Source organism: Insulibacter thermoxylanivorax (genome assembly GCF_015472005.1).
Lineage (GTDB): Bacteria > Bacillota > Bacilli > Paenibacillales > DA-C8 > Insulibacter > Insulibacter thermoxylanivorax.
In genome coordinates this window covers 1-20,542 of record NZ_BMAQ01000026.1, presented here as the reverse complement: position 1 = coordinate 20,542, position 20,542 = coordinate 1, and the positions used below count along the sequence as shown (strand labels likewise).

The window sequence follows — 20,542 nt, the reverse complement described above, 5'->3', positions numbered from 1 at the left end:
CATAGTCGTGTAAGACGAGGACAGCCCCAATATTTTTGTTGCAGTTTGTCGTTATCTAGTATAATAGGGGGTGTATGGATGTAGTGGGAGGAACAAGGAGAGGAAGATGAAGTCGATAAAAGTGATGTTGATCCGATTGCTGATTTTATTAGGTATTAGTATCATAGCGGCCGGCTGCACGGAGCAGCAAGAAGCCTATCTCGAGGTATTTGCTCCAGAGGAAGATGCGGTGGTCGGTGATGAGTTTGTGATCTCGGGTGTTCTTCATCATGCAGATCATCCTTATTTTATTTATTTTGCAGAAGACGGACATACGTACCTAGGGGAAGGGATCATCTATACGGATGAGCAGGGGCATTTTGAAAGCAGGATTGAGCTTCGACAGCCGCCGATTCATCATCAGGTGATGCTGTATTTCTATCTGGATGATGACGGAGACGGCAAATATAAGATGGATGATCCGCGGACGAAGATAGGACAGCTTCTATTGCGATATGACAAGCAAGATTCCGATCGAGAAGAAAAGCACCAGCTGCTCGACCAAGATCTCATGATGTTCGTGAGAGAGCAGATCTTTGAGGCTGCAACGGTCCTCAGAGAAGATTGGCGGATGAGTTGGGATGAGTTCGCGAAAGCGGAGCTTCCGATGCTGGTTCTTGATGATGTTCATCTGGCCGCCTGGCTAAGCGATGCCGTCGGTGGCTCGGTTTTCACCGTATTTGGCCGTGAGGAAGACCGGCTGGAGCTTGTCTTCACGGATCTGCTCGGCCGGGATATCTATCATGTTGGACTTCACGAGGGATTTCATAAGGGCCCGCTGGTCACCGTGGATGTTTATGTTCCCGCCGATACGGGTGTGATGCAAAGGCATACGGTGATGTATCTGTTGAGTGGAGCGCAGACTAAGCGGGTATGGGAGCTGGAGACAGCCAATACCTCCGCAAGGGAAACGGAAGAGGGAATCATTGAGCGGCGGCGAACGCTATCCTATACCCTGCCTCCATCCTTCATGCAGCCTGACAGCGAGCCGGTGATCTATGTACACGGCAAGGAGGAAGAGAGGATCATCTCGGATGCAGGAACCAAGATCATCGAGGAGAAGTTCCTGCAACTTACCTATCACTGGGATGAGACTGAGGGGCGTTTTGTGAACATAGTGGAGCAGAGCCGGATCCTTGATATCCCGATGAAATAAAAGCGGCACGAACCAACATCGTCAGCCGGGCGTGTTGGTCAGTGCCGTTGTTTGTTGTGCGCTTAAAGCTGGCGCACTCCGTCTCGTCTGTCGGTATTCCGTGGGGGTGAGTCCTGTCATCTGTTTGAACCAGCGGCTGAAGTGCTTGAAGTTATGAATGCCGACCTTCTCCGAGATGACATGGGCCTTGAGATCCGTTGTCTCCAGGAGCAGGCAGGCCCGCTCGAGGCGGATCTTATAGATGAACTCGATCAGGCTGCAACCCGTCTCCTTCTTGAACATGAGACTGAAATGGCTGCGGCTCATCCCCGCATGCTCTGCGATCTCCGCTGTGCTGGGTCCTTCCGCCAAGCGGTCCTCGATATATTCGATTGCCGTCAGCACGGCATCGGATTCGAGGCGTGCCGGAATAAGATACTTCAGCTCAATCTTGCGATATTGGCGGAGCCGCAGCCAGTTCTGCAGCACCTCCTCCAGCCGGCGGGCAGGACGGCAGCGCCAGACGAGGCTGGGAACGCGCTGCTTAGCTGCGATCAAGCGGCTCTCGAGGAGCGGCCAGAGCTCCGCTGTGCTTGCGGCGATGCGCTGGCCCGTTGTGTCCAGGAAGGACAGCAGCATCGCCGGCTGCCAAGCAGGCAGGAGTTCTGCATCATCGGCAAGGACATGCTGTTCGTGTTCGGCGGTGATCAAGGCGATATCGATCCACTTGCCCTCTGCATCCGGCCACCATTCCTTCACCCGGGCGAGCAGCCGCTGCTCGTCCTCCGGGTGGCGGCGGGTGAGCCACCGCCTCCACAGCGCCGTGAGCGAGGCAGTGGAAGCGGCGCCTGAGTGTTCTGGCAGTCCCGTTCCACGATGATGCCGAACGGCCTCTTCCTGCTGCTGCTTCTGCACTTCATGGGCGATCGAGCTGAGGTATTCGTGCATCTCATCATGGTCCAAGGACGTCTTGAGCACGTAACCGGCTGCCCCTACGCGGATGCCTTCTTGCGCATAGGTGAATTCACCGTGGCAGCTCAAGAACAGGATCTTGCAGTGCGGATCGCGCCTGCGAATCTCCTTGGCCAGCGCGATTCCGTCCATGCGCGGCATGACGATGTCGGTGATGATGACCTCCGGCTGCAGCCGTTCATAGAGGTCCAGCGCCGCCTCACCGTTCGCGGCTTCTCCTGCGACCTGCATGCCATAGCGCGCCCAGTCGATGGTCGAGCGCAGGCCCTGCCTGACGAGCAGCTCATCATCCACGATCAGGACGTTGATCGGCTTGTCCATGTCCATCCTCCTTCCTAAGCGGCCAGCGGATCGTTACCTTGCTGCCGCGGCCGGGTTCGGAGTGCAGTTGGAATTCGCAACTCTCTCCGAAGTGCAGCTTAAACCGACCGGCTACGTTGGCTAATCCCAGACCGCCTCGTCTGGCGACGTGCTGATCATGACCGCCCTCTTGTGTGCCCCCTTGTCTGCCCTCCTGAGCACCGCTTGGCAGCCGTCCATCACCGCTCCATAATGCAGCGGGGAAGCCGGCGCCGTCATCCACCAGCTCCAGCCTCACCCAATCCTTACCGTCCCTCGCGATCTCCAACTGAATCCTGCCTGCACCGTCGGTGAAGGCGTGGAAGAAGATGTTCTCGAACAGGGGCTGCAGGCTCATCCGCGGGATCAGCCCGTCCTCCAAGTCTTCCTCGATCTTCGTTTCACAGGTGAACACCGCTCCAAAGCGGCTCCGTTGAATCTCCAGGAAATGCTCGATCGTCTCGAGCTCCTTGCGGATCGTCACCAGCGGTTCCGTGATGTTGAGATTGTTCTGCAGCATGGCCGTCAGATGGTAGAGCATCCGCGGCACATCGCGGTCGCCGGCGAGCCTTGCTTTCCATTGGATGCTGTTCAGCGTATTGAAGAGCAGATGCGGGTTGATCTGGTATTGCAGGGCGCTGAGCTCCGCCTCCTTCTTCGCCTGTTCCTTGCGTTCGATATCTTGGATCAGCATATGGATCTGTTCGCTCATCGTATTGAACCGCTTCTCCAGCTGCCCGATCTCGTCCGCCGCGCTGACTTCGATCTTCGTATCCATGCGTCCTAAGCCGAAATCCCGCATCGATTGGTTCAGCCGCTTCAAGCGGCGGGAGACGAGGGATGCGAAGACGATGGCCGCAAGCAGCGAGAGGATGAAGGACAGGGCAGCGAAGAACGCTGTGTTCTGCAGGATGACGGAAGAGGAGCGGTTAAACACGGCATAGGGCAGGTTCGCACGGATTTTCCAGCCGGTGGTCTTCAGCTGAGTCGTCCAGACGATGTCATCATCCTGGGGGACGCGGCCGCTGCCTGTCTGATAGACGATGCGGTCAAAGGCATCGGTGATCGTCAGACTTGCTCCAGTATCCTCTTCGAAGCTTCGGAAGATCTCGAGGATCGGTTCTGCCCGCACATCGACGAGCAGCCAGCTGTCCGCGGGTACGTTATATTTTTCGTCCAAAGGGATGACCAGGCTGATCGCTGTTCCCGGCGAGATGCTGTAGGGATTGTAGTAATCGATATCGTGGAAGCTGCTCCAATACCTTCGCTTAGTAAGCGTATTCATGCTTTGCCACCAGTCGCTCTTGATCAAGTTCTCATATTGCAGCAGATTGCTGCCGTAGATCTTCCCGGACTGCGTGATGATATTCGTTGAGATGATCGATGGGAAGCTGTGGTTGAGCATGTTCAGCACCTGTCCGATCTCCCGCTCGCGCTCGAGTTCGGCATATGACACAGGATCCTGCCCCGTAAGCGGCGCCGTCTGGGGATCGGCGAGATAAGCGATCACACTGGCTGCGACGAGGTTCATCTGTTGGAATCGCTCATCCATCAAGATCCTCATCTGTTCCACGGCATGTTCACCGTAACGGCCGAACTGGGCCTGCACGAAGTGCGAGGATTGAAGATAAGAGGACAGGCCGAGCAGCAGCACCGGGATGAAGGCACTAATAGCAAAATAAATCAATAACTTCCACCGCAAGCTTATCACTTTCATCTAACTCTCATCGCAACCTCCGTACACTCCCCCTTTTAGTCTATAACATACCCGTCTTCGAGGAAGACGGCAAGATGAAGTCCGGCGAACCGAACAAGTTGGTGACAAAACCGAACAAAAACCACCCATCGAACTTCCAGCGTACAAATCGACGACAAAATCAAACAACTCTTGTATGTAAAAACGCTTACAAAAACATTACCATGGAGATGAACAAAGTTCAATTTATAGGGGGAAAGTCCATTGAAACGGAAGATTATCCTGCTTGTGCTGCTGGCTCTGATGCTCATCATCAGCGCGTGCAGCGGCGACGGCAGCAAATCGACGTCGAATCAAAGAACGAATGGGGAGGGCCGGGAGAAAGTAAAGATCATCGTCTGGGTATGGGACAGCGCCAAGACGGCCCTGGACTTGAATATGGAGGCGTTTGAGAAGGAGTATCCGCATATCGAAGTGGAGTACCAGATCAACGGCACCGATGATGTCTTCAACAAATTCCTCGTGGCCAGCACTTCCGGGGATGCGGTGCCCGATGTGATCGCCGTGCAGTCCAGCCAGCTCTCGCGTCTCGTCGAGGTAGGCTCCCTGTTGGATATCACGGACCGGGTCGAGCCGTACCGCGACAAGATGAATGCCTTCAAATGGCCGGATACGGAGAAGGACGGACGCATCTATGCGATGCCCTGGGACAGCGGTCCCGTCGTGATGTTCTACCGCAAGGACATTTTCGAACAAGCGGGGCTGCCCAGCGAGCCGCATGAGGTTGGAGAGCTGATCCAAACCTTCGAGGACTATTATGAAGCCGCCAAGATCATCAAGGAGAAAACCGGCGTCTACATGTACAGCGATTCGCAGACGGCCTCCAACAACCGCTTCTTCGAGACGATCATGTGGCAGCGCGGTCTGTGGTACTTCGATGAAGAGGGCAATGTGACGCTGAATACGCCGGAAGTGGTGGAGATCGGCGAGTATCTGAAGAAGTTCATGGAAGAAGGGCTCGTCTATGATGCGGAGCCGTGGAGCGATTCGTGGCTGAACGGGCTGAAGGACAACGTAGCGACGATCGTCGGTGCCTCGTGGTTCGACGGGGTGTTGTCCGGACAGGTCGCGCCGGATTACGCCGGCAAGTGGGCCGTTGCGAAGATGCCGAAATGGTCGCTGGATGACCCGTACAGCAGTGCGAACGACGGCGGTTCGAACATGGCGATTAACAAGAATTCCAAATACCCGGAAGAGGCATGGGCCTTCGTGGAATTCATGCTCGGCCGGGCGGAATCCCAGTTGAACATGACAGTGGACGGCGGGTTGTTCGCCTCTTACGAACCGATCTATGAGGACGAACGCTTCCAGCAGCCATCCGAATACTTCGGCGGCCAGGATATCCGCAGCATCTTCGCCGAGGCGGTGACGGAGATCTATCCGCAGTCCTACACCGCGAACTTCCCTATGGCGAATCAGATCATGACGAATGCCTTCGCCAAGGTGTTCTTGAACAATGTTTCCGTCGAACAAGCCTTCGCGGAAGCGGAGCAAGAGATCAAGGACAAATTGATTCAATAAAGGTTACAACAAAGGGTGCAGCAGGTACAGTAAAGGCACAGCCGGTTGAACGGGGGATCGCGCAGGATCCCCCGACTAACTTACAGGAGTGAAGTTACGATGTTCGGACGCAGATGGCAGTTCCAATACAAAGCAGCTCCCTATGTGCTCATCCTGCCGTTCTTTCTGTCATTCTTCCTGTTCTCCTTCATCCCGCTCATCTTCTCCTTCTATACCAGCATGACGCGCTGGAACGGGTTCGAAGACAGAGAGTTCGTGGGACTGATGAACTTCCAACGGCTGCTGGCGGACCAATTGTTCTGGAAGACGCTGTGGAACAGCGTCATCATCTTCGTGCTGCATGTGCCGCTGATGTTGTTCTTAGCTCTCACCTTAGCGGTGCTCTTGAACCGGCCTCTGATGCGGGCCAAGGGGTTCTACCGCACCTCGATCTTCCTGCCGAATGTGATCAACGTCGTGGCGATCGTCTTCGTCTTCTCTCTGCTGTTTAACAAACAAGACGGTCTCGTCAACACGCTGCTGCTCAGCGCCGGGTTCATCCAGGAGCCGATCGGCTGGCTGGAGACGGAGTTCTGGTCACGGGTATCCGTAGCGCTGATGGTCTTGTACCGCTGGACGGGGTACAACATGATCTTGTTCCTCGCAGGGCTGCAGACGATTCCGCGCGAGCTGTATGAATCGGCGTATGTGGACGGAGCAAATGGTGTGCAGGCTTTCTGGCGCATCACGCTGCCGAATATGCGGCGCATCTTCTTGTTCTGCTCCGTGCTGTCCACGATCGGCACCTTTGCGCTGTTCACGGAACCCTACGTGCTCACGAACGGCGGGCCGCTGTATGCGACGATGACGCCGATCCTCTATCTGTACCAGGAAGCCTTCATGAACCTAAGCTTCGGCTATGCCTCAGCGATCGCGGTTGCTTTTTTCTTCATCATGATGCTGCTTACGATCTTGCAGCTTCGCGTCTTCAAGGATTAGGGGGATTTATGAGATGAGAAGATTAGGACCACGCGCTGTAAGCAGTGCGCTTGTACACGTTCTGTTCATCACGATGACCTTACTGCTCTTGTTCCCGCTGTACTGGATGATGAGCTCTTCGCTCAAGGACAAGAGCGAGATCTTCGTCAAACCGCCGGTGTGGATCCCGCAGGTCCTGCAGTGGAACAACTTCACCGAACTGTTCACAAGCTACGGGTACGGGCGAATTCTGTGGAACAGCATCTTCGCTGCCGGCATGTACACCCTCGGGGCGCTCACCTTCTTGACGATGGCGGGATTCGCCTTTGCCAAGTATACCTTCAGAGGGAAGAACATCCTGTTCCTGTTCGTGCTCGCTTCCCTGATGATCCCCATCGAGACCTCGGTCATCCCGCTGTACATGATGTATCGGGAGATCGGCCTGGTTAACAACCTGTGGGGAGTCATCCTGCCGGGGATGGCGAAGGCCTTCGGCGTCTTCTTCATGCGCCAATATTGTGCGGACTTCCACGATGAGATCCTGGAAGCGGGGCGCATCGACGGCTGCAGCGAACTGGGCATGTTCGCGCGCCTCGTCGTTCCGAATCTCAAACCGGCCTTCGCTTCCCTCGGTATCATCTTCTTCGTGGAACAGTGGAACAACTTCTTCTGGCCGTCGATTGTCCTGCGCAGTATGGATCAGATGACGATCTCCGTGGCGATCAAGGCCTTGGACAGCGGCGTGCGCACGCCCTATCATCTGGTGATGTCGGCGTCCACTTTAAGCGTGCTTCCGCTGATCGCCGTTGTGCTGATCTTCCAGAAACCATTCATCTCAGGCTTGATGGATGGGGCGGTGAAGGGATGAGCTGAGATGCCGCTGAGTGTGAAGAGTCTTAAGAGAAGAGTTGATCGTAAGAGTGAACAGAAGGATATCGGGCAGGAGAATCGCACCCTGGTTGATCATTCGATCTGCCGTAAGGGAGATGTGCGATGCTCCTGCTTTCTTCGGTGTCCAGAGGAAAGGAGGTGAGGAGCGGGACCAAGGAGATGGACAGGAAGCGGTGAGAGCTGTACGAATATGAAGGAGGGATGAAGGATGCGAAGATTAAGACTGTGGGTTTCACTGCTGGGCATCTTCGGATTGTGGCTGATGCAGGTGCCGCCGAGGGAGGTTGAAGCCGCTCCGGCCTTCGCCAAAGGAGCCGATATCAGCTGGATCCTCGGTTTGGAGGCGCAGGGGTATACGTTCAAAGATCGCAATGGACAGACGCGGGATGTCATCGACATCCTGAAGAACGATTACCAGATGAATGCGATCCGCATCCGCGTATGGGTGAATCCGTCCGAGGACTATATGAACGGCTATATGAACAAGGATCGGGCGGCGGATCTGGCCGTGCGCGCGAAGAACGCGGGGATGGCGGTGATGCTGACGCTGCATTACAGCGATTCCTGGGCGGATCCCGGCAAGCAGAACAAACCGGCGGCCTGGCGCAATTACAGCTTCCAAGAACTGATGGATGCGGTGTGGGCTCATACCGTCGATGTGATGAACACGATGCAGGCCAGAGGGGTGACGCCGGATTGGGTGCAGATCGGCAATGAGACCAACGATGGAATGCTGTGGCCGGAGGGCCGGGCTTCGACGAATATGAGAAATTATGCGTGGCTGGTGAACACGGGGCACAATGCGGTCAAATCCGTCAGCAGCAGCACGAAGACGATCGTCCACCTGTCCAATGGCTGGGATACCGCGTTGTATGAATGGAATATCGGCGGCCTCATCGACAATGGTGCAAACTTCGATATGGTGGCGATGTCCCTGTATCCGGAACCGCACAACTGGAGTACGATCAACAGCCAAGCAGAAACAACAATGAACCGCATCACCCAGTTGTACGGCAAGGAAGTCATCGTCTCGGAGATCGGCATGTACTACAATTACCCGAATGAGGCCAAGGCCTTTATCGCCGATATCATCAGCAAGACGCAGAGCGCCGGCGGCAAGGGGGTCTTCTACTGGGAGCCCGCAAGTCCTCCCGGGTACAATGACAATTATCAGAAAGGCGCATGGTATGCGAACGGCATGCCGACAGGAGCGCTGGACGGTTTTGTATCCGGCGGTTCGGATGGCGGTCTGAATCCCCATGCTTATTACAAACTCGTTAACCGCAACAGCGGCAAGGTGCTCGATGTGTTCGAGCGCAGCACAGCGGACGGCGCAGCCATCGTCCAATGGAGCGACAACGACGGCTGGAACCAGCACTGGCAGTTCGTCGATACCGGCGGCGGCTGGTACAAGATCGTCAATCGCTTAAGCGGCAAACTCATCGATGTCGAAGGGCGGTCGACGGCAGACGGTGCGCCGAATATTCAGTGGACGGATAACGGCGGCTGGAACCAGCATTGGCGGCTCATCGATGCCGGCGGCGGCTGGTACAAGATCGAGAACCGCTCAAGCGGCAAGCTGATCGATATCGAAGCCCGCTCGACGGCGGACGGCGCGCCGAGCATCCAGTGGACGGACAACGGCGGCTGGAATCAGCAGTGGCAGCTGGTTCAGGTGCAGTGATAAAGGTCAAAAATAAGCAATAAAGTACAAAAAAGCACCTAGTAAACAGAGCGCAAACTTGTTAAGATCAAGCCAAATATAAAATTAGGGCACGTGTTTCGAGGTGCCTTTTTTGTTTGAGGGGGACTATGGAGCGATTACCTGATGATCTGAGGACGTTATGGACGGCTCAGGGCTTGTCCTTGGAGGAGGTCGTGCAGTGGCTGCTCTGCGACCGCATGCCCGGCACAAGCGGCTTCACCATCAGCTATGCCGTGCTGTCGCGCCGCGGCTTGTACTTCTTCCGCCCAAGATCGCGGCAAGCGATGCGGGAGAAGCGGTTTAAGGGTTACATTCTGCACAAAAAAGAAACCGTTTACAAACAAGAGGAGCTGAAAGCCGAGGACTATGAGACGGACTTTCGGCCGCTGGAGGAGATCGAACGCTTAAGCGTCGTCAATCTGGTCGCCTCCGGCATGCTTGTCATGCAAGAACGTGGTTCAGAAGAGCGCATGGCCGGCATCTTCACGAACGGTCATATGGAACCTGCGTCCAAACTTGTATCCGCTTTCGAGAAATTGAAGCAGGGCAAGGAGACGGGGATTCAGGAAGATGAGCGCAAGGAGGCCGCTTGTCCGACCTGCGGTATGCTGTATCCTGAGCGGGGACGCAAGGTTTGCCCGCGCTGTATGAAGAAACACGCGATCTTCGGCCGCTTGCTGCGGCTGGCCGGCAGATATAAAGGGACGATCGCGCTGATCATCGTGTTCATGCTGCTCAACTCCCTGACCAGCCTGATCATCCCGTACTTAAGCGGCACGGTGCTGTTCGACCAGGCGCTTGGCGGCACCGGGCGGTTCGCCGGACAGATCGGTCTGGTCATCCTGTTGATTATCTTGTGCCGCACGCTGGCGCTAGCCTTCGGGGTTGTCTTCGGCATCCAGACAGCGAAGCTGGCGGCGAATGTCGGCTTTGATCTGAAGTCCGATGTTTTCGCTTCGCTGCAGCGGCTGTCCCTGGCTTTCTTCCAGAAGCGGCAGACGGGCCAGCTGATGACGAGGGTGAACAATGACGCAGCCGATGTGCAGTATTTCTTCACCGACGGCATCCCCTATTTCATCGTCAATACGATGAACATCATCGGCATCGCGGCGATCCTCTTCACCTTGAACTGGCAATTGACCCTGCTCTGCCTCATGCCGCTGCCGCTGATGATCTTCATCATGCGCACGGTGTTCCCCAGGCTGTGGAGATTGTCCTGGCGGAGACACCGCCGCATCAGCGCGATGAATGCGATGATCAGCGATTCGATGCGCGGCGCGCGGGTGGTGAAGGCCTTCGGCAAGGAATATCAAGAAGTCGAGCGCTTCTCCCGCAGCAGCCGCTATTACGCCCGTGCGGAGCAGCGGTTCAATAAGATGGGCAGCACCGTTTTCCCGACGCTGAACATGATCATCCAAGCTGGGGGGATCATCCTCTGGGCTTTCGGCGGCTGGCAGGTGATCCAGGGGAACTTCACCTTCGGGCTGATCATGTCTTTCCTGCACTATCTGACGATGCTGTACAATCCCATCCAATTCATGAACAATATCGTGGGCTGGTGGTCCAACTGCATGTCCGCCGCGCAGCGCATCTTCGAGATCCAAGATGCGGTGCCGGACATCCAGGAGAAGGAGGACGCCGTGCGCCGCGAGACAATCGAAGGCGAGATCCGCGCCATCCATGTCACCTTCGGATACGAACCGAACCGGCCGGTGCTGAAGAATGTCTCGCTCCACGTCAAACCGGGGCAGATGATCGGCGTCGTGGGCCGCTCCGGCGCCGGCAAATCGACGTTGGTGAACCTCATCTCGCGTCTCTATGATCCGGACGAAGGCAGGATCACCATCGACGGCATCGATGTGCGGGACCTGAGCTTCGATACGCTGCGCCGAAACATCGGCATCGTCTCGCAGGAAGTGTTCGTGTTCATGGGGACGATCGCCGAGAACATCGCCTATGCCAAACCCGATTGCACCCTCGAGGAGATCGTCCAGGCAGCGAAGATCGCCAATGCCCATGATTTCATCTCGAATCTGCCAGACGGCTATGATACCTACGTCGGCGCGGGGGGCTACATCTTGTCGGGCGGAGAGAAGCAGCGGCTCTCCATCGCACGTGCTGTGCTTCACAACCCGCGGATCCTGATCCTCGATGAAGCGACGGCTTCCCTGGATACTGAGACGGAGCTCGAGATCCAGGATGCCCTGGAGAAGCTGATGAAAGGGCGGACGACGATCGCCATCGCTCATCGTCTGTCCACGCTTCGCAATGCCGATTACCTCGTCGTCATCGAACAGGGCGAAGTGGCGGAAGCCGGCACCCACGAGGAGTTAATGGAGCTAAATGGGATCTATGCCGGTCTGGTTCGCAAGCACGATGAGGCGCTGAAGATGAGAGAGGTGATCTAGATGGAGCTGATTTATCTAACCCAGGACAATGCGCAGTTCTGGGAGACGGAAGGGCATCTACTGGCTGTGCGCGTGCAGGAAGAGGAATATCCCGTTGTCTATCTCCATTGTTCCTTCCCCCATACGAGCAAGGAGGAATACATATCGGTGCGCACGAGCGAGAATGCCGAGGTTGGGCTGATCCGCTGTCTCTCCGCGTTCCCGGAAGAGACGGCGGAACTCCTGAGGAAGCATATGCGTCTGAGGTACTTCGCTCCATCGATAGAGCGCATCTTGGAGATCAAAGAGGAGTTCGGTTACTCCTTCTGGAGTGTAGAGACGTCGGCGGGCCTCTGCCGCTTCACCGTCGGCAGGGGTACCAATGTTCGTATGGTGAGCAGCAAGAAGGTGCTGATCACCGATGTGGACGGCAACCGTTTCCAGATCGAAGACATCAGCAATTTAAGCGCCAAGGAATACCGCATGCTGGAGATGTTCTTGTAGTATCGCATGCTGGGGATGTTCTTGCAGACGCTTAAAGAAGGTGGGCTTATGAATCTGAACTACCCATTGCCCGAGCTGGACCGTGAAGCTGCGGTGCAGGTGCTTGGGGATCGAATCGATTATGCGGTGCCTGCGGACCTGACCCTTGCAGGCAGGAGGAGCGAAGGCTTCTTCGTCATCGGAGGGGAGCGATGGGCTTATGTCGAGAATGGGAACGTGCGGGAGTGGCAGGAGATCCGCGCGGCGAAGGATTACAAGGTCATCACCCTCGTCGGCAATGCCGTGCTTGAAGCGGAAGAGCAGGGGGAGAAGCGGATCATCGTGCGGCTGACGATGCAGCATGCGGCCCGATATGCTTATATCGCGAAGGTGCTGAACGATCTGGCTGCCGGCGGCCCCGTTCGCATCTACAACGACGAGCCGGAACCGGTGTGTGAGAAATGCGGCGGTCCGCTTGTTCCCGGTACGCGGCATTGCCGGCAGTGCGTCAGCAAGACGGAGGCGCTCCTCAAGCTGCTTGGCGCTGCCAAGGGCTATTGGCGCAAGCTACTCTTAGCCTTTGCCCTCTTGATCATGGGTTCGGCGCTGTCGCTGCTGGGTCCGTATTTTGAGAAAATGCTCGTTGACGGTGCGCTGCAGCCGCCGGCGGGCCTTAGCCCCGATATGACGATGTTCGCGGCCGGCATCGCCGGTCTCATCATCGTGCTCATCGGCGGGCATGTGCTGATGATCCTCCGCGGGCGTCTCATGACCATCGTGAGCTCGAGCATCTCCTCCGACCTGAGGCATATGGTGTTCAGCCGGATGCAGCAGCTTTCCCTCGGTTTCCTGACCTCGCAGCGGGCGGGGGACCTGATGAACCGGATCACCAGGGACACGGAGCGCATCCGCCATCTCATCCAGGAGATCTTCACAACGGCGATCCTGCAGGTCATCATCCTGACGTCGGTGTGCGTGCTCCTGTTTACGCTGGAATGGCGCCTGGCCCTGCTCGTCCTGCTGCCGGCGCCGCTGGTGTCCTATCTGCAGGTGGCGATCTGGCGGAAGGTGCTGCGCAGGTTGTTCCACTATCAGTTCCGCATCCATGACCATGCGAACTCCTTCCTTCACGATGTGCTCGGCGGTATCCGCGTCGTCAAGTCCTTCGGCAAGGAAGAGCGGGAGATCCGAAGATTCCGTGAGTACAACAGCAGCTTCGCCCAGGCTTCCTTCCGCAGCGAGAAGGTGTACAGCTACTTGGCGCCGATCTCCCACTATCTCATCCAGTTCGGCAGTTATCTCGTGCTGATGGCGGGCAGCTACATGATCACGCGAGGCGAATTCACCCTCGGACAGCTTGTCCAGTTCAGCAGCTATTCGATGATGGTCTACGGTCCGCTGCAGTGGATGATGAACATGCCGCGCTGGATCGCCAACGCGTTGATCGCCGTAGACCGGGTGTTCTCGGTGATCGATGAGAAGCCGGAGGTCGTCGACCGGGAGCACGCCGTAAGCCACGACATTAAGGGGCGGATCCGCTTCGAGAACGTCACCTTCGGCTACCGCTCCTACGAACCGGTGCTGCATGAGATCAACCTCGAGATCAAACCCGGAGAGATGATCGGTCTCGTCGGTCACTCCGGTTCCGGCAAGTCGACGATGATCAACCTCATCTCCCGTTTCTATGATGTGAACGAGGGCCGGATTACGATCGACGGCATCGATATCCGCGATATCAAGCAGGAGGAGCTGCGCAGTCAGATCGGCGTCGTGCTGCAGGAGACCTTCCTCTTCAGCGGCACGATCCTGGACAACATTCGCTACTCGAAGCCGAATGCGACCTTGGAGGAGGTGATCCGCGCGGCGAAGACGGCCAATGCGCATGATTTTATCGTGAACCTGCCGGACGGTTATGACACGCGGCTTGAGGAGAACGGCAGCAATCTCTCCGGCGGGGAGCGGCAGCGGCTGGCGATCGCACGGGCGATCCTGAGCGATCCGCGCATCTTGATCCTCGATGAAGCGACGGCCTCCCTTGATATCGACACGGAAGCGGCGATCCAGGAGGCGCTGCGGCGCGTAACGAAGGGGCGGACGACGATCGCCATCGCCCACCGGTTGTCGACGCTGCGGCATGCGACGCGGCTGATCGTGCTGGAGAAGGGGCGGATCGTGGAAGTCGGCACGCACAATGAACTCCTTGAGCGAAAGGGCATCTATTATAAACTGGTCACCGCGCAGCGGAGCATGGCCAAGCCGAAGCCGACAGAGCCGGCGGCCTCTTCGAAGGCGTAATCGTTCCTGCGGACCGCAAAGCCGCCTGATCAGGCGGCTTTACTCATGCCTGCACGGCGCTGCGGCAGCGAGAATCGCCTGAAAACCGGACAAGAACACCCGCAAGGTTTCTGTGCGGTCTTTTTTCTAAGGTTTATTTTTGTAAATTATCCAAAGTATGCTATACCATAATTTGTAGGGTAAAAATCTTTTAATTAATACAGTGAAAGTCATGTGCATATATCTTGGTAAGGGGGGTGGTCCGCAATCAAACCATGTTTCTGACAACGTGCACGCACACGACAAAAAGGAGGGATCATTGATGACAAAACGAATTCGCAAACTTCTCTCGTTTTTCTGCTGCTTGCTCATGCTGGCGCCGCTGATGCCAGTCAGTGCTGCTGTTGGTACGGACAACATCGAGAGCGCAGAGGAGGATGACATGCCTACCGCCATGTACGGTACACCTGAGCTCGGATCCAACGATCCGCTGTGGTCTAAGACGAAGGAGTATCCCATTAATAAAAGCACGGTTCCCGATGACCCAAGACCCCATGCCACAGGCACCGTCAAAATTCTCTGGGATGACGACTACGTATATGCCCGCGTCATTGTAGAGGACAGCAATTTGTATCTGGGCCCTGGTGCGGATCATACCTTTGACAGCGTAGAGTTTTTCGTCGGCCCGGGATCCAGCGGCTCCAACCAATGGCGTGTCAGTGCAACGGGTGTGTTATCAGGACAGTCCCATACGGACAGAGCTGCGTGGACTGAGATCACGGATACAGGATACATCGTGGAGATGAGAATCCCCAAACGCGACGTGATCTTGGAGCCGGGGGGCAAGCTTACCTTTGAAGTGAACATCAACAACTCGACGGAAAAAGGCGGGGATCGCTATGAAGTCGTATCCGCCTTCGGGGAGCCGGATACAGGTTTCACCAGCGATGCTTCCTTTAGAGACAGCGTCAAGCTCATTGAAGCCGAAGAAGCGGACCCCAGACATTCCGTCATCATCTCGACGGGTACAGGCGGCATCATCAAGCCGAACCCGCCCGGCAATGTGATGCGAGCTGTTTACGGCACTGACCTTACCTTTACCGTGATCCCTGATCTCGGCAAGATCGTGGATGTCATCACGGTGGACGGCGAAGCGGTGATTCCAGCCGACGATAACACGTTCTCCTTGACGGTCAGCGCTGACCATCGCATCGACGTGACCTTCCAAGATGACCCAACCGCCGATCAGATTCCGTTCATCGTATGGAACGACAACTTTGCCAGAGGCGAGTATACAACAGCTGTCATCATCGACTTGGGTGAAGGACGGGAAGCGCTGGGCTCCGCACTTCATCCGGATTTGTTTATTGTATCCGCCAGAAATACGACCTTAGACGGTGATACGGTGGTCTTTGAAGGAGAGCGTAAAATCTCCCGAGTATACGCCAATGACGAACCGAACGTACGCGGTTATCTCGGGGAAGAAAGCCCTTCGCCGGATTATCAAGAGGGACTGGAAAGCGGTCGTTACATCGTCGTTGAGCTTGAGTTCTATACAGAAGTCGGCGGCAATACAACCCTGGACGGCAGTAACTCAACCCTGCAAAATTACCACATCGTGCAAACGGGCGATATTGTGCTGACGGAAGGCGAACCGATCAAGAACGCCGTCTTTAAACAAGAAAAGGTGGTCAATCGCATCCTTGATAAGTTCACACCCCATAACTATGAGTCGGTCAATTACGCACTCTACCTTCATAAGGACGAAGACGGCCAAGAGATGCAAGGATTACCGCTCTTTGTCTATACTCACGGAATGTCACGCGGCGGCACCCAGGCACATATCGACCAGAAAGCATCGATGAAGTCCGCCAACGGTTCCGTTGCCCTTATGAAGAAAATGGGAGAAAATCCCGACAAATATGCCAGCCATATTCTGAATATTTCCTATATTGGCACTTCTACTCCAGATACAGGTGATGTGAAGAAAGTCATCGACGATTTAGTTGCAAGCGGATTCGTCGATCCCAACCGCATCTATGCGTCGGGCTTTTCATGGGGCGGCGCATATACGAACACCCTGGTCAATACTTATCCCGGCTTCTTCGCAGCAGCTGCACCATTGGCCCCAGTATTCGGCTCACCGGCAGCGAGCGAAAACGAAGCCCATAGAGATCTGGCCTACTGGATCTTTGTAAATGCTCATAACGTTGGCATCTATCAGACGAATCTTGATGATTTCATAGCTAAGAATATGCCGAAAATGACCAATGCAAGAGCTTCTCGATTTGAGAGCAATGAGGCGCTTACCTGGCCGTACAATCAATATGATCAGCCGACTCAGAGACCAGATCCGGACAAAACCCCTCCCCTGCTTGACTATATCGCGCACGAAGTAGAAGCAGCCGTGCTTTATAACCGGATTACGATGGAGAACCCGTTTACCGGGGAGACCTGGAGCATCGCTCCAACAGCACAGTCCCCGAACTTGCCGGACTGGAACAATGACTATACCGACATCTTCGATTGGATGTTCTCGCAGAATAAAGCAGGCGTGCCCGCTGAGGATGGTCCGACCGCCATGTACGGTACTCCTGAGCTCGGATCCAACGATCCGCTGTGGTCTAAGACGAAGGAGTATCCCATTAATAAAAGCACGGTTCCCGATGATCCAAGACCCCGTGCGACAGGCACCGTCAAGATCCTCTGGGATGATGACTACGTGTATGCCCGCGTCGTTGTCGAGGACAGCAATCTGTATGTGGGACCTGGTCTTGATCACACGTACGACAGCGTAGAGTTTTTCGTCGGCCGGGGATCCAGCGGCTCCAACCAATGGCGGGTCAGTGCAACGGGCGTATTCTCAGGACAGTCCCATACGGACAGAGCTGCATGGACTGAAATCACGGGCACCGGATACATCGTGGAGATGAGAATCCCCAAACGCGACGTGATCTTGGAGCCGGGCGGCAAGCTGACCTTCGAAGTGAACATCAACAACTCGACGGAAAACGGTGCGGACCGCTATGAAGTCGTTTCCGCTTTCGGTGAACCGGATGCGGGCTTTAACAGCGATGCTTCCTTTAGAAACAGTGTGAAGCTCATCGAAGCCGAAGAAGCGGATCCCAGACATTCCGTCATCATCTCGACGGATATAGGCGGCACCATCTTGCCTAAAGTTCCCGGCAATGTGATGAGAAGGGAAAGCGGCGAGACGATCACCTTTACCGTGATTCCTGATCACGGCAAGATCGTGGATGCCGTAACGGTGGACGGCGAAGCTGTGGCCTTAGCCGACGATAACACGTTCTCCTTAACGGTCAGCGCCGATCATCACATCGACGTGACCTTCCAAGATGACCCAACCGCCGATCAGATTCCGTTCATCGTATGGAACGACAACTTTGCCAGAGGCGAGTATACAACAGCTGTCATCATCGACTTGGGCGAAGGACGGGAAGCGCTGGGCTCCGCACTTCATCCGGATTTGTTTACTGTGTCCGCCAGAAACACGACCTTAGACGGTAATACAGTGGTCTTCGAAGGTGAACGCACCATCTCTAGAGTATACGCCAATGACGAACCGAATGTACGCGGTTATCTTGGGAAAGTAAGCCCTTCGCCGGATTATCAGGAAGGATTGGAAAGCGGCCGTTACATCGTCGTTGAGCTTGAGTTCTATACCGAAGTCGGCGGCAATACAACCCTGGACGGCAGCAACTCAACCCTGCAAAATTACCACATCGTGCTAAACGGCGATATTGTGCTGACGGAAGGCGAACCGATCGCGAACGCCGTCTTTAAACAAGAAAAGGTGGTCAATCCCATCCTTGACAAATTCACACCCCATTCGAACGATGCGGTCCATTATGCGCTCTACCTTCACAAGGATGAAGACGGCAATGAAATACATGGATTGCCGCTGTATGTCTATACCCATGGCTTCTCACGCGGCGGCACGCAGGCACATATCGACCAGAAAGCATCGATGAAGTCCGCGAACGGTTCGGTTGCCCTCATGAAGAAAATGGAGGAGAATCCCGACAAATATGCCAGCCATATTCTGAACATTTCGTACAGCAACGGCTCTGCTCCACATGTAAGCGATATTAAGGCTATTATCGATGACCTGATTGACCGCGGATTGGCAGACCCGAACCGCATCTATGTATCTGGTTTTTCGATGGGCGGCGGGGTTACGACCAACTTGATCCACACCTACCCTGGTTTCTTCGCGGCAGCTGCACCTTTGGGGATTTCCTCCGGCTGGCCGAATGCGAAGGAAAACGAAGCCCACAAAGACCTGGCTTATTGGCTCTTCGTGAACAAGTATGATTCCGGAGCAGAGAATGTCGACAAAATGATTGAAGACATCGCGGAACTGACCAATGCAAGAGCTTCACGATTTGAGAGCAATGAGGCGCTGACCTGGCCGTACAATCAATATGATCAGCCGAGTCAGAGACCAGATCCGAACAGCGACCCTCCTCTGCTGCGCTATATCGCTCATGAAGTAGAAGCGGCGGTGCTTTACAATCAGATTACGATGGATAATCCGTTTACCGGGGAGATCTGGAGCATCGCTCCGATCATCCAGTCCCCGAATTTGCCGGAATGGAACAATGACTATACCGACATCTTCGATTGGATGTTCTCGCAGAGTAAACCAGGCATGCCTGATGCTCCGCGGAACTTAACGGCATCGGCAGGCGACGGCAAGGTCACCTTGAAATGGAGTGCTCCGGCAAGTGACGGCGGTAAAGAGATCCTGGGCTACAAAGTCTGGTACGGTGACAGGACACCGGTTACGGTGGATGCATCAACATACGAATATACCTTCACCGGATTAACCAACAATCAAGAATATATCTTCAAAGTCGCTGCCTTCAACGAGAAGGGTGACAGTGCGGCGGCAAGTGTGACGGCAACGCCGAAGAGAAGGAGCGGCGGTCCGGTTGTGATCATCCCAGGAAGAGGTGATGGCGGCTCTGCCGCAGATCCGGACACCGGTACCGACGAGGGAAGGCCGCAGCCAACCTACACCCTGAATACGCCGGAAGATCAGCCGGCTGTCACGGATCAAAACGGCAACATGACCCTCCCGGACGGCGGCGAGATTGTGACCGCGGGCGGAACGAAAATACAGGTTCCAGCTGGTACGACGATAGACACCAGCGGTAAGGTCGTCTTAGGTTCGGGCGGCGCAGCGGTTCGCTTAGACAGCGGTTTATCGCTTAGCATCCGAGAAGGCGCAGAGCTTGTGTTTACTGAGGAAACTGCACTGGGCTTCACCGTCGTGTCGGGCAATCCATTCCACGATGTCAACGATCACGCCTGGTTCTACAGCTATGTGAACGCCGCTTACGCCTTCGGTCTGTTCGACGGTACATCGTCTGGAACGTTCTCGCCGGGGCTCCTGATGACGAGGGCCATGTTCTTACAGATACTAGCGAATCTTGAGAACATCGATCCATCCGACTACCCGCAATCCCGCTTCAGCGACGTAACCGACGGACAATGGTACACAGCAGCAGTAGAATGGGCGGCACAAAACGGGATCGTAACCGGCATCAGTGCGGATCGCTTCGATCCTCATGCATCGCTGACGCGCGAACAGATGCTGGTGATCCTGTACCGTTACATGAACTACAAGGGCTATGAGATACCGCCCAGCCAAGCGGAGTCCTTCGCGGATGAAAGCGAGATCAGTGTCTGGGCATTGGGGGCCGTTAAGGCGCTGCGAGGCGTCAATATCGTAACAGGCAAGAGCGGCAACGTCTTCGACCCCAAAGGCACTGCGTCCCGTGCCGAAGCGGCAGCTGTCTTTGTAAGACTCATCGAATATCTGGCGAAGTAGAAGTATAAGTATAAGTGAAACATACGGACCCTTCCGGCTGGATACGATCCTGCTGGAAGGGTCTGTTTGCTTAATTCTGCCCGCTTCTCCCGTGCCAATAGGGCTGCCCAGAGTATCGCTGATCAGAGGTTTGGGCGTGCTGGCCATGGGAAGAATGAAGCTGATTGGATTGCAGATTAGATTGCAGATTAGATTGCTGATTAGGTTGCACATTAGATTGCACATT

Annotated in this window: 11 protein-coding genes and 1 pseudogene; 10 read left to right on the top strand and 2 right to left on the bottom strand. The window is 55.5% G+C overall.

Going from position 1 to position 20,542, the window contains the following annotated elements:
* Positions 1 to 106 precede the first annotated feature (106 nt).
* Positions 107 to 1,195 (top strand): hypothetical protein, encoded by a 1,089-nt coding sequence (locus PRECH8_RS10010; protein ID WP_200966968.1) that lies wholly within the window; start codon positions 107 to 109, stop codon positions 1,193 to 1,195.
* A 21-nt stretch (positions 1,196 to 1,216) separates the two neighbouring features.
* Here the strand turns inward: PRECH8_RS10010 and PRECH8_RS10005 are convergent, their stop codons facing one another.
* Together PRECH8_RS10005 and PRECH8_RS10000 are read right to left on the bottom strand one after the other, a co-directional pair.
* Positions 1,217 to 2,467: a response regulator gene (locus PRECH8_RS10005; protein WP_200966967.1), complete on the bottom strand. Its 1,251-nt coding sequence runs from the start codon at positions 2,465 to 2,467 to the stop codon at positions 1,217 to 1,219.
* Positions 2,433 to 4,202 (bottom strand): sensor histidine kinase, encoded by a 1,770-nt coding sequence (locus tag PRECH8_RS10000; RefSeq protein WP_207161791.1) that lies wholly within the window; start codon positions 4,200 to 4,202, stop codon positions 2,433 to 2,435. The genes PRECH8_RS10005 and PRECH8_RS10000 overlap by 35 nt, the downstream gene beginning before the upstream one ends.
* 243 nt (positions 4,203 to 4,445) lie before the next feature.
* Here PRECH8_RS10000 and PRECH8_RS09995 point away from each other — a divergent pair, with 243 nt between their 5' ends.
* The 9 genes and pseudogenes from PRECH8_RS09995 (at position 4,446) to PRECH8_RS09960 (ending at position 20,316) form a co-directional block, all read left to right on the top strand.
* Positions 4,446 to 5,762: an ABC transporter substrate-binding protein gene (locus PRECH8_RS09995; protein WP_242457527.1), complete on the top strand. Its 1,317-nt coding sequence runs from the start codon at positions 4,446 to 4,448 to the stop codon at positions 5,760 to 5,762.
* Between the two features lie 99 nt (positions 5,763 to 5,861).
* Positions 5,862 to 6,740 carry a carbohydrate ABC transporter permease gene (locus PRECH8_RS09990; RefSeq protein WP_200966965.1) on the top strand — a complete coding sequence of 293 codons (879 nt, stop codon included), beginning with the start codon at positions 5,862 to 5,864 and terminating at the stop codon, positions 6,738 to 6,740.
* 13 nt (positions 6,741 to 6,753) lie between these two features.
* Positions 6,754 to 7,587, top strand: a complete 834-nt coding sequence (locus PRECH8_RS09985) for a carbohydrate ABC transporter permease (RefSeq protein ID WP_200966964.1) — start codon at positions 6,754 to 6,756, stop codon at positions 7,585 to 7,587.
* Between the two features lie 285 nt (positions 7,588 to 7,872).
* Positions 7,873 to 8,841, top strand: a pseudogene (locus PRECH8_RS14535) (glycoside hydrolase family 53 protein); the annotation flags it as partial.
* Positions 8,824 to 9,294 carry an RICIN domain-containing protein gene (locus PRECH8_RS14530; RefSeq protein ID WP_276569105.1) on the top strand — a complete coding sequence of 157 codons (471 nt, stop codon included), beginning with the start codon at positions 8,824 to 8,826 and terminating at the stop codon, positions 9,292 to 9,294. The pseudogene PRECH8_RS14535 and the gene PRECH8_RS14530, both read left to right, overlap by 18 nt.
* A gap of 128 nt (positions 9,295 to 9,422) precedes the next feature.
* Positions 9,423 to 11,723: an ABC transporter ATP-binding protein gene (locus PRECH8_RS09975; protein WP_200966962.1), complete on the top strand. Its 2,301-nt coding sequence runs from the start codon at positions 9,423 to 9,425 to the stop codon at positions 11,721 to 11,723.
* Positions 11,724 to 12,206, top strand: coding sequence for a DUF1854 domain-containing protein (locus PRECH8_RS09970; RefSeq protein ID WP_200966961.1), 483 nt, complete (start codon positions 11,724 to 11,726; stop codon positions 12,204 to 12,206). It begins immediately after the preceding gene.
* A gap of 48 nt (positions 12,207 to 12,254) precedes the next feature.
* Positions 12,255 to 14,480 carry an ABC transporter ATP-binding protein gene (locus PRECH8_RS09965; protein ID WP_200966960.1) on the top strand — a complete coding sequence of 742 codons (2,226 nt, stop codon included), beginning with the start codon at positions 12,255 to 12,257 and terminating at the stop codon, positions 14,478 to 14,480.
* A 301-nt stretch (positions 14,481 to 14,781) separates the two neighbouring features.
* Positions 14,782 to 20,316: a sugar-binding protein gene (locus PRECH8_RS09960; RefSeq protein WP_200966959.1), complete on the top strand. Its 5,535-nt coding sequence runs from the start codon at positions 14,782 to 14,784 to the stop codon at positions 20,314 to 20,316.
* The last annotated feature ends 226 nt before the right edge of the window (positions 20,317 to 20,542 follow it).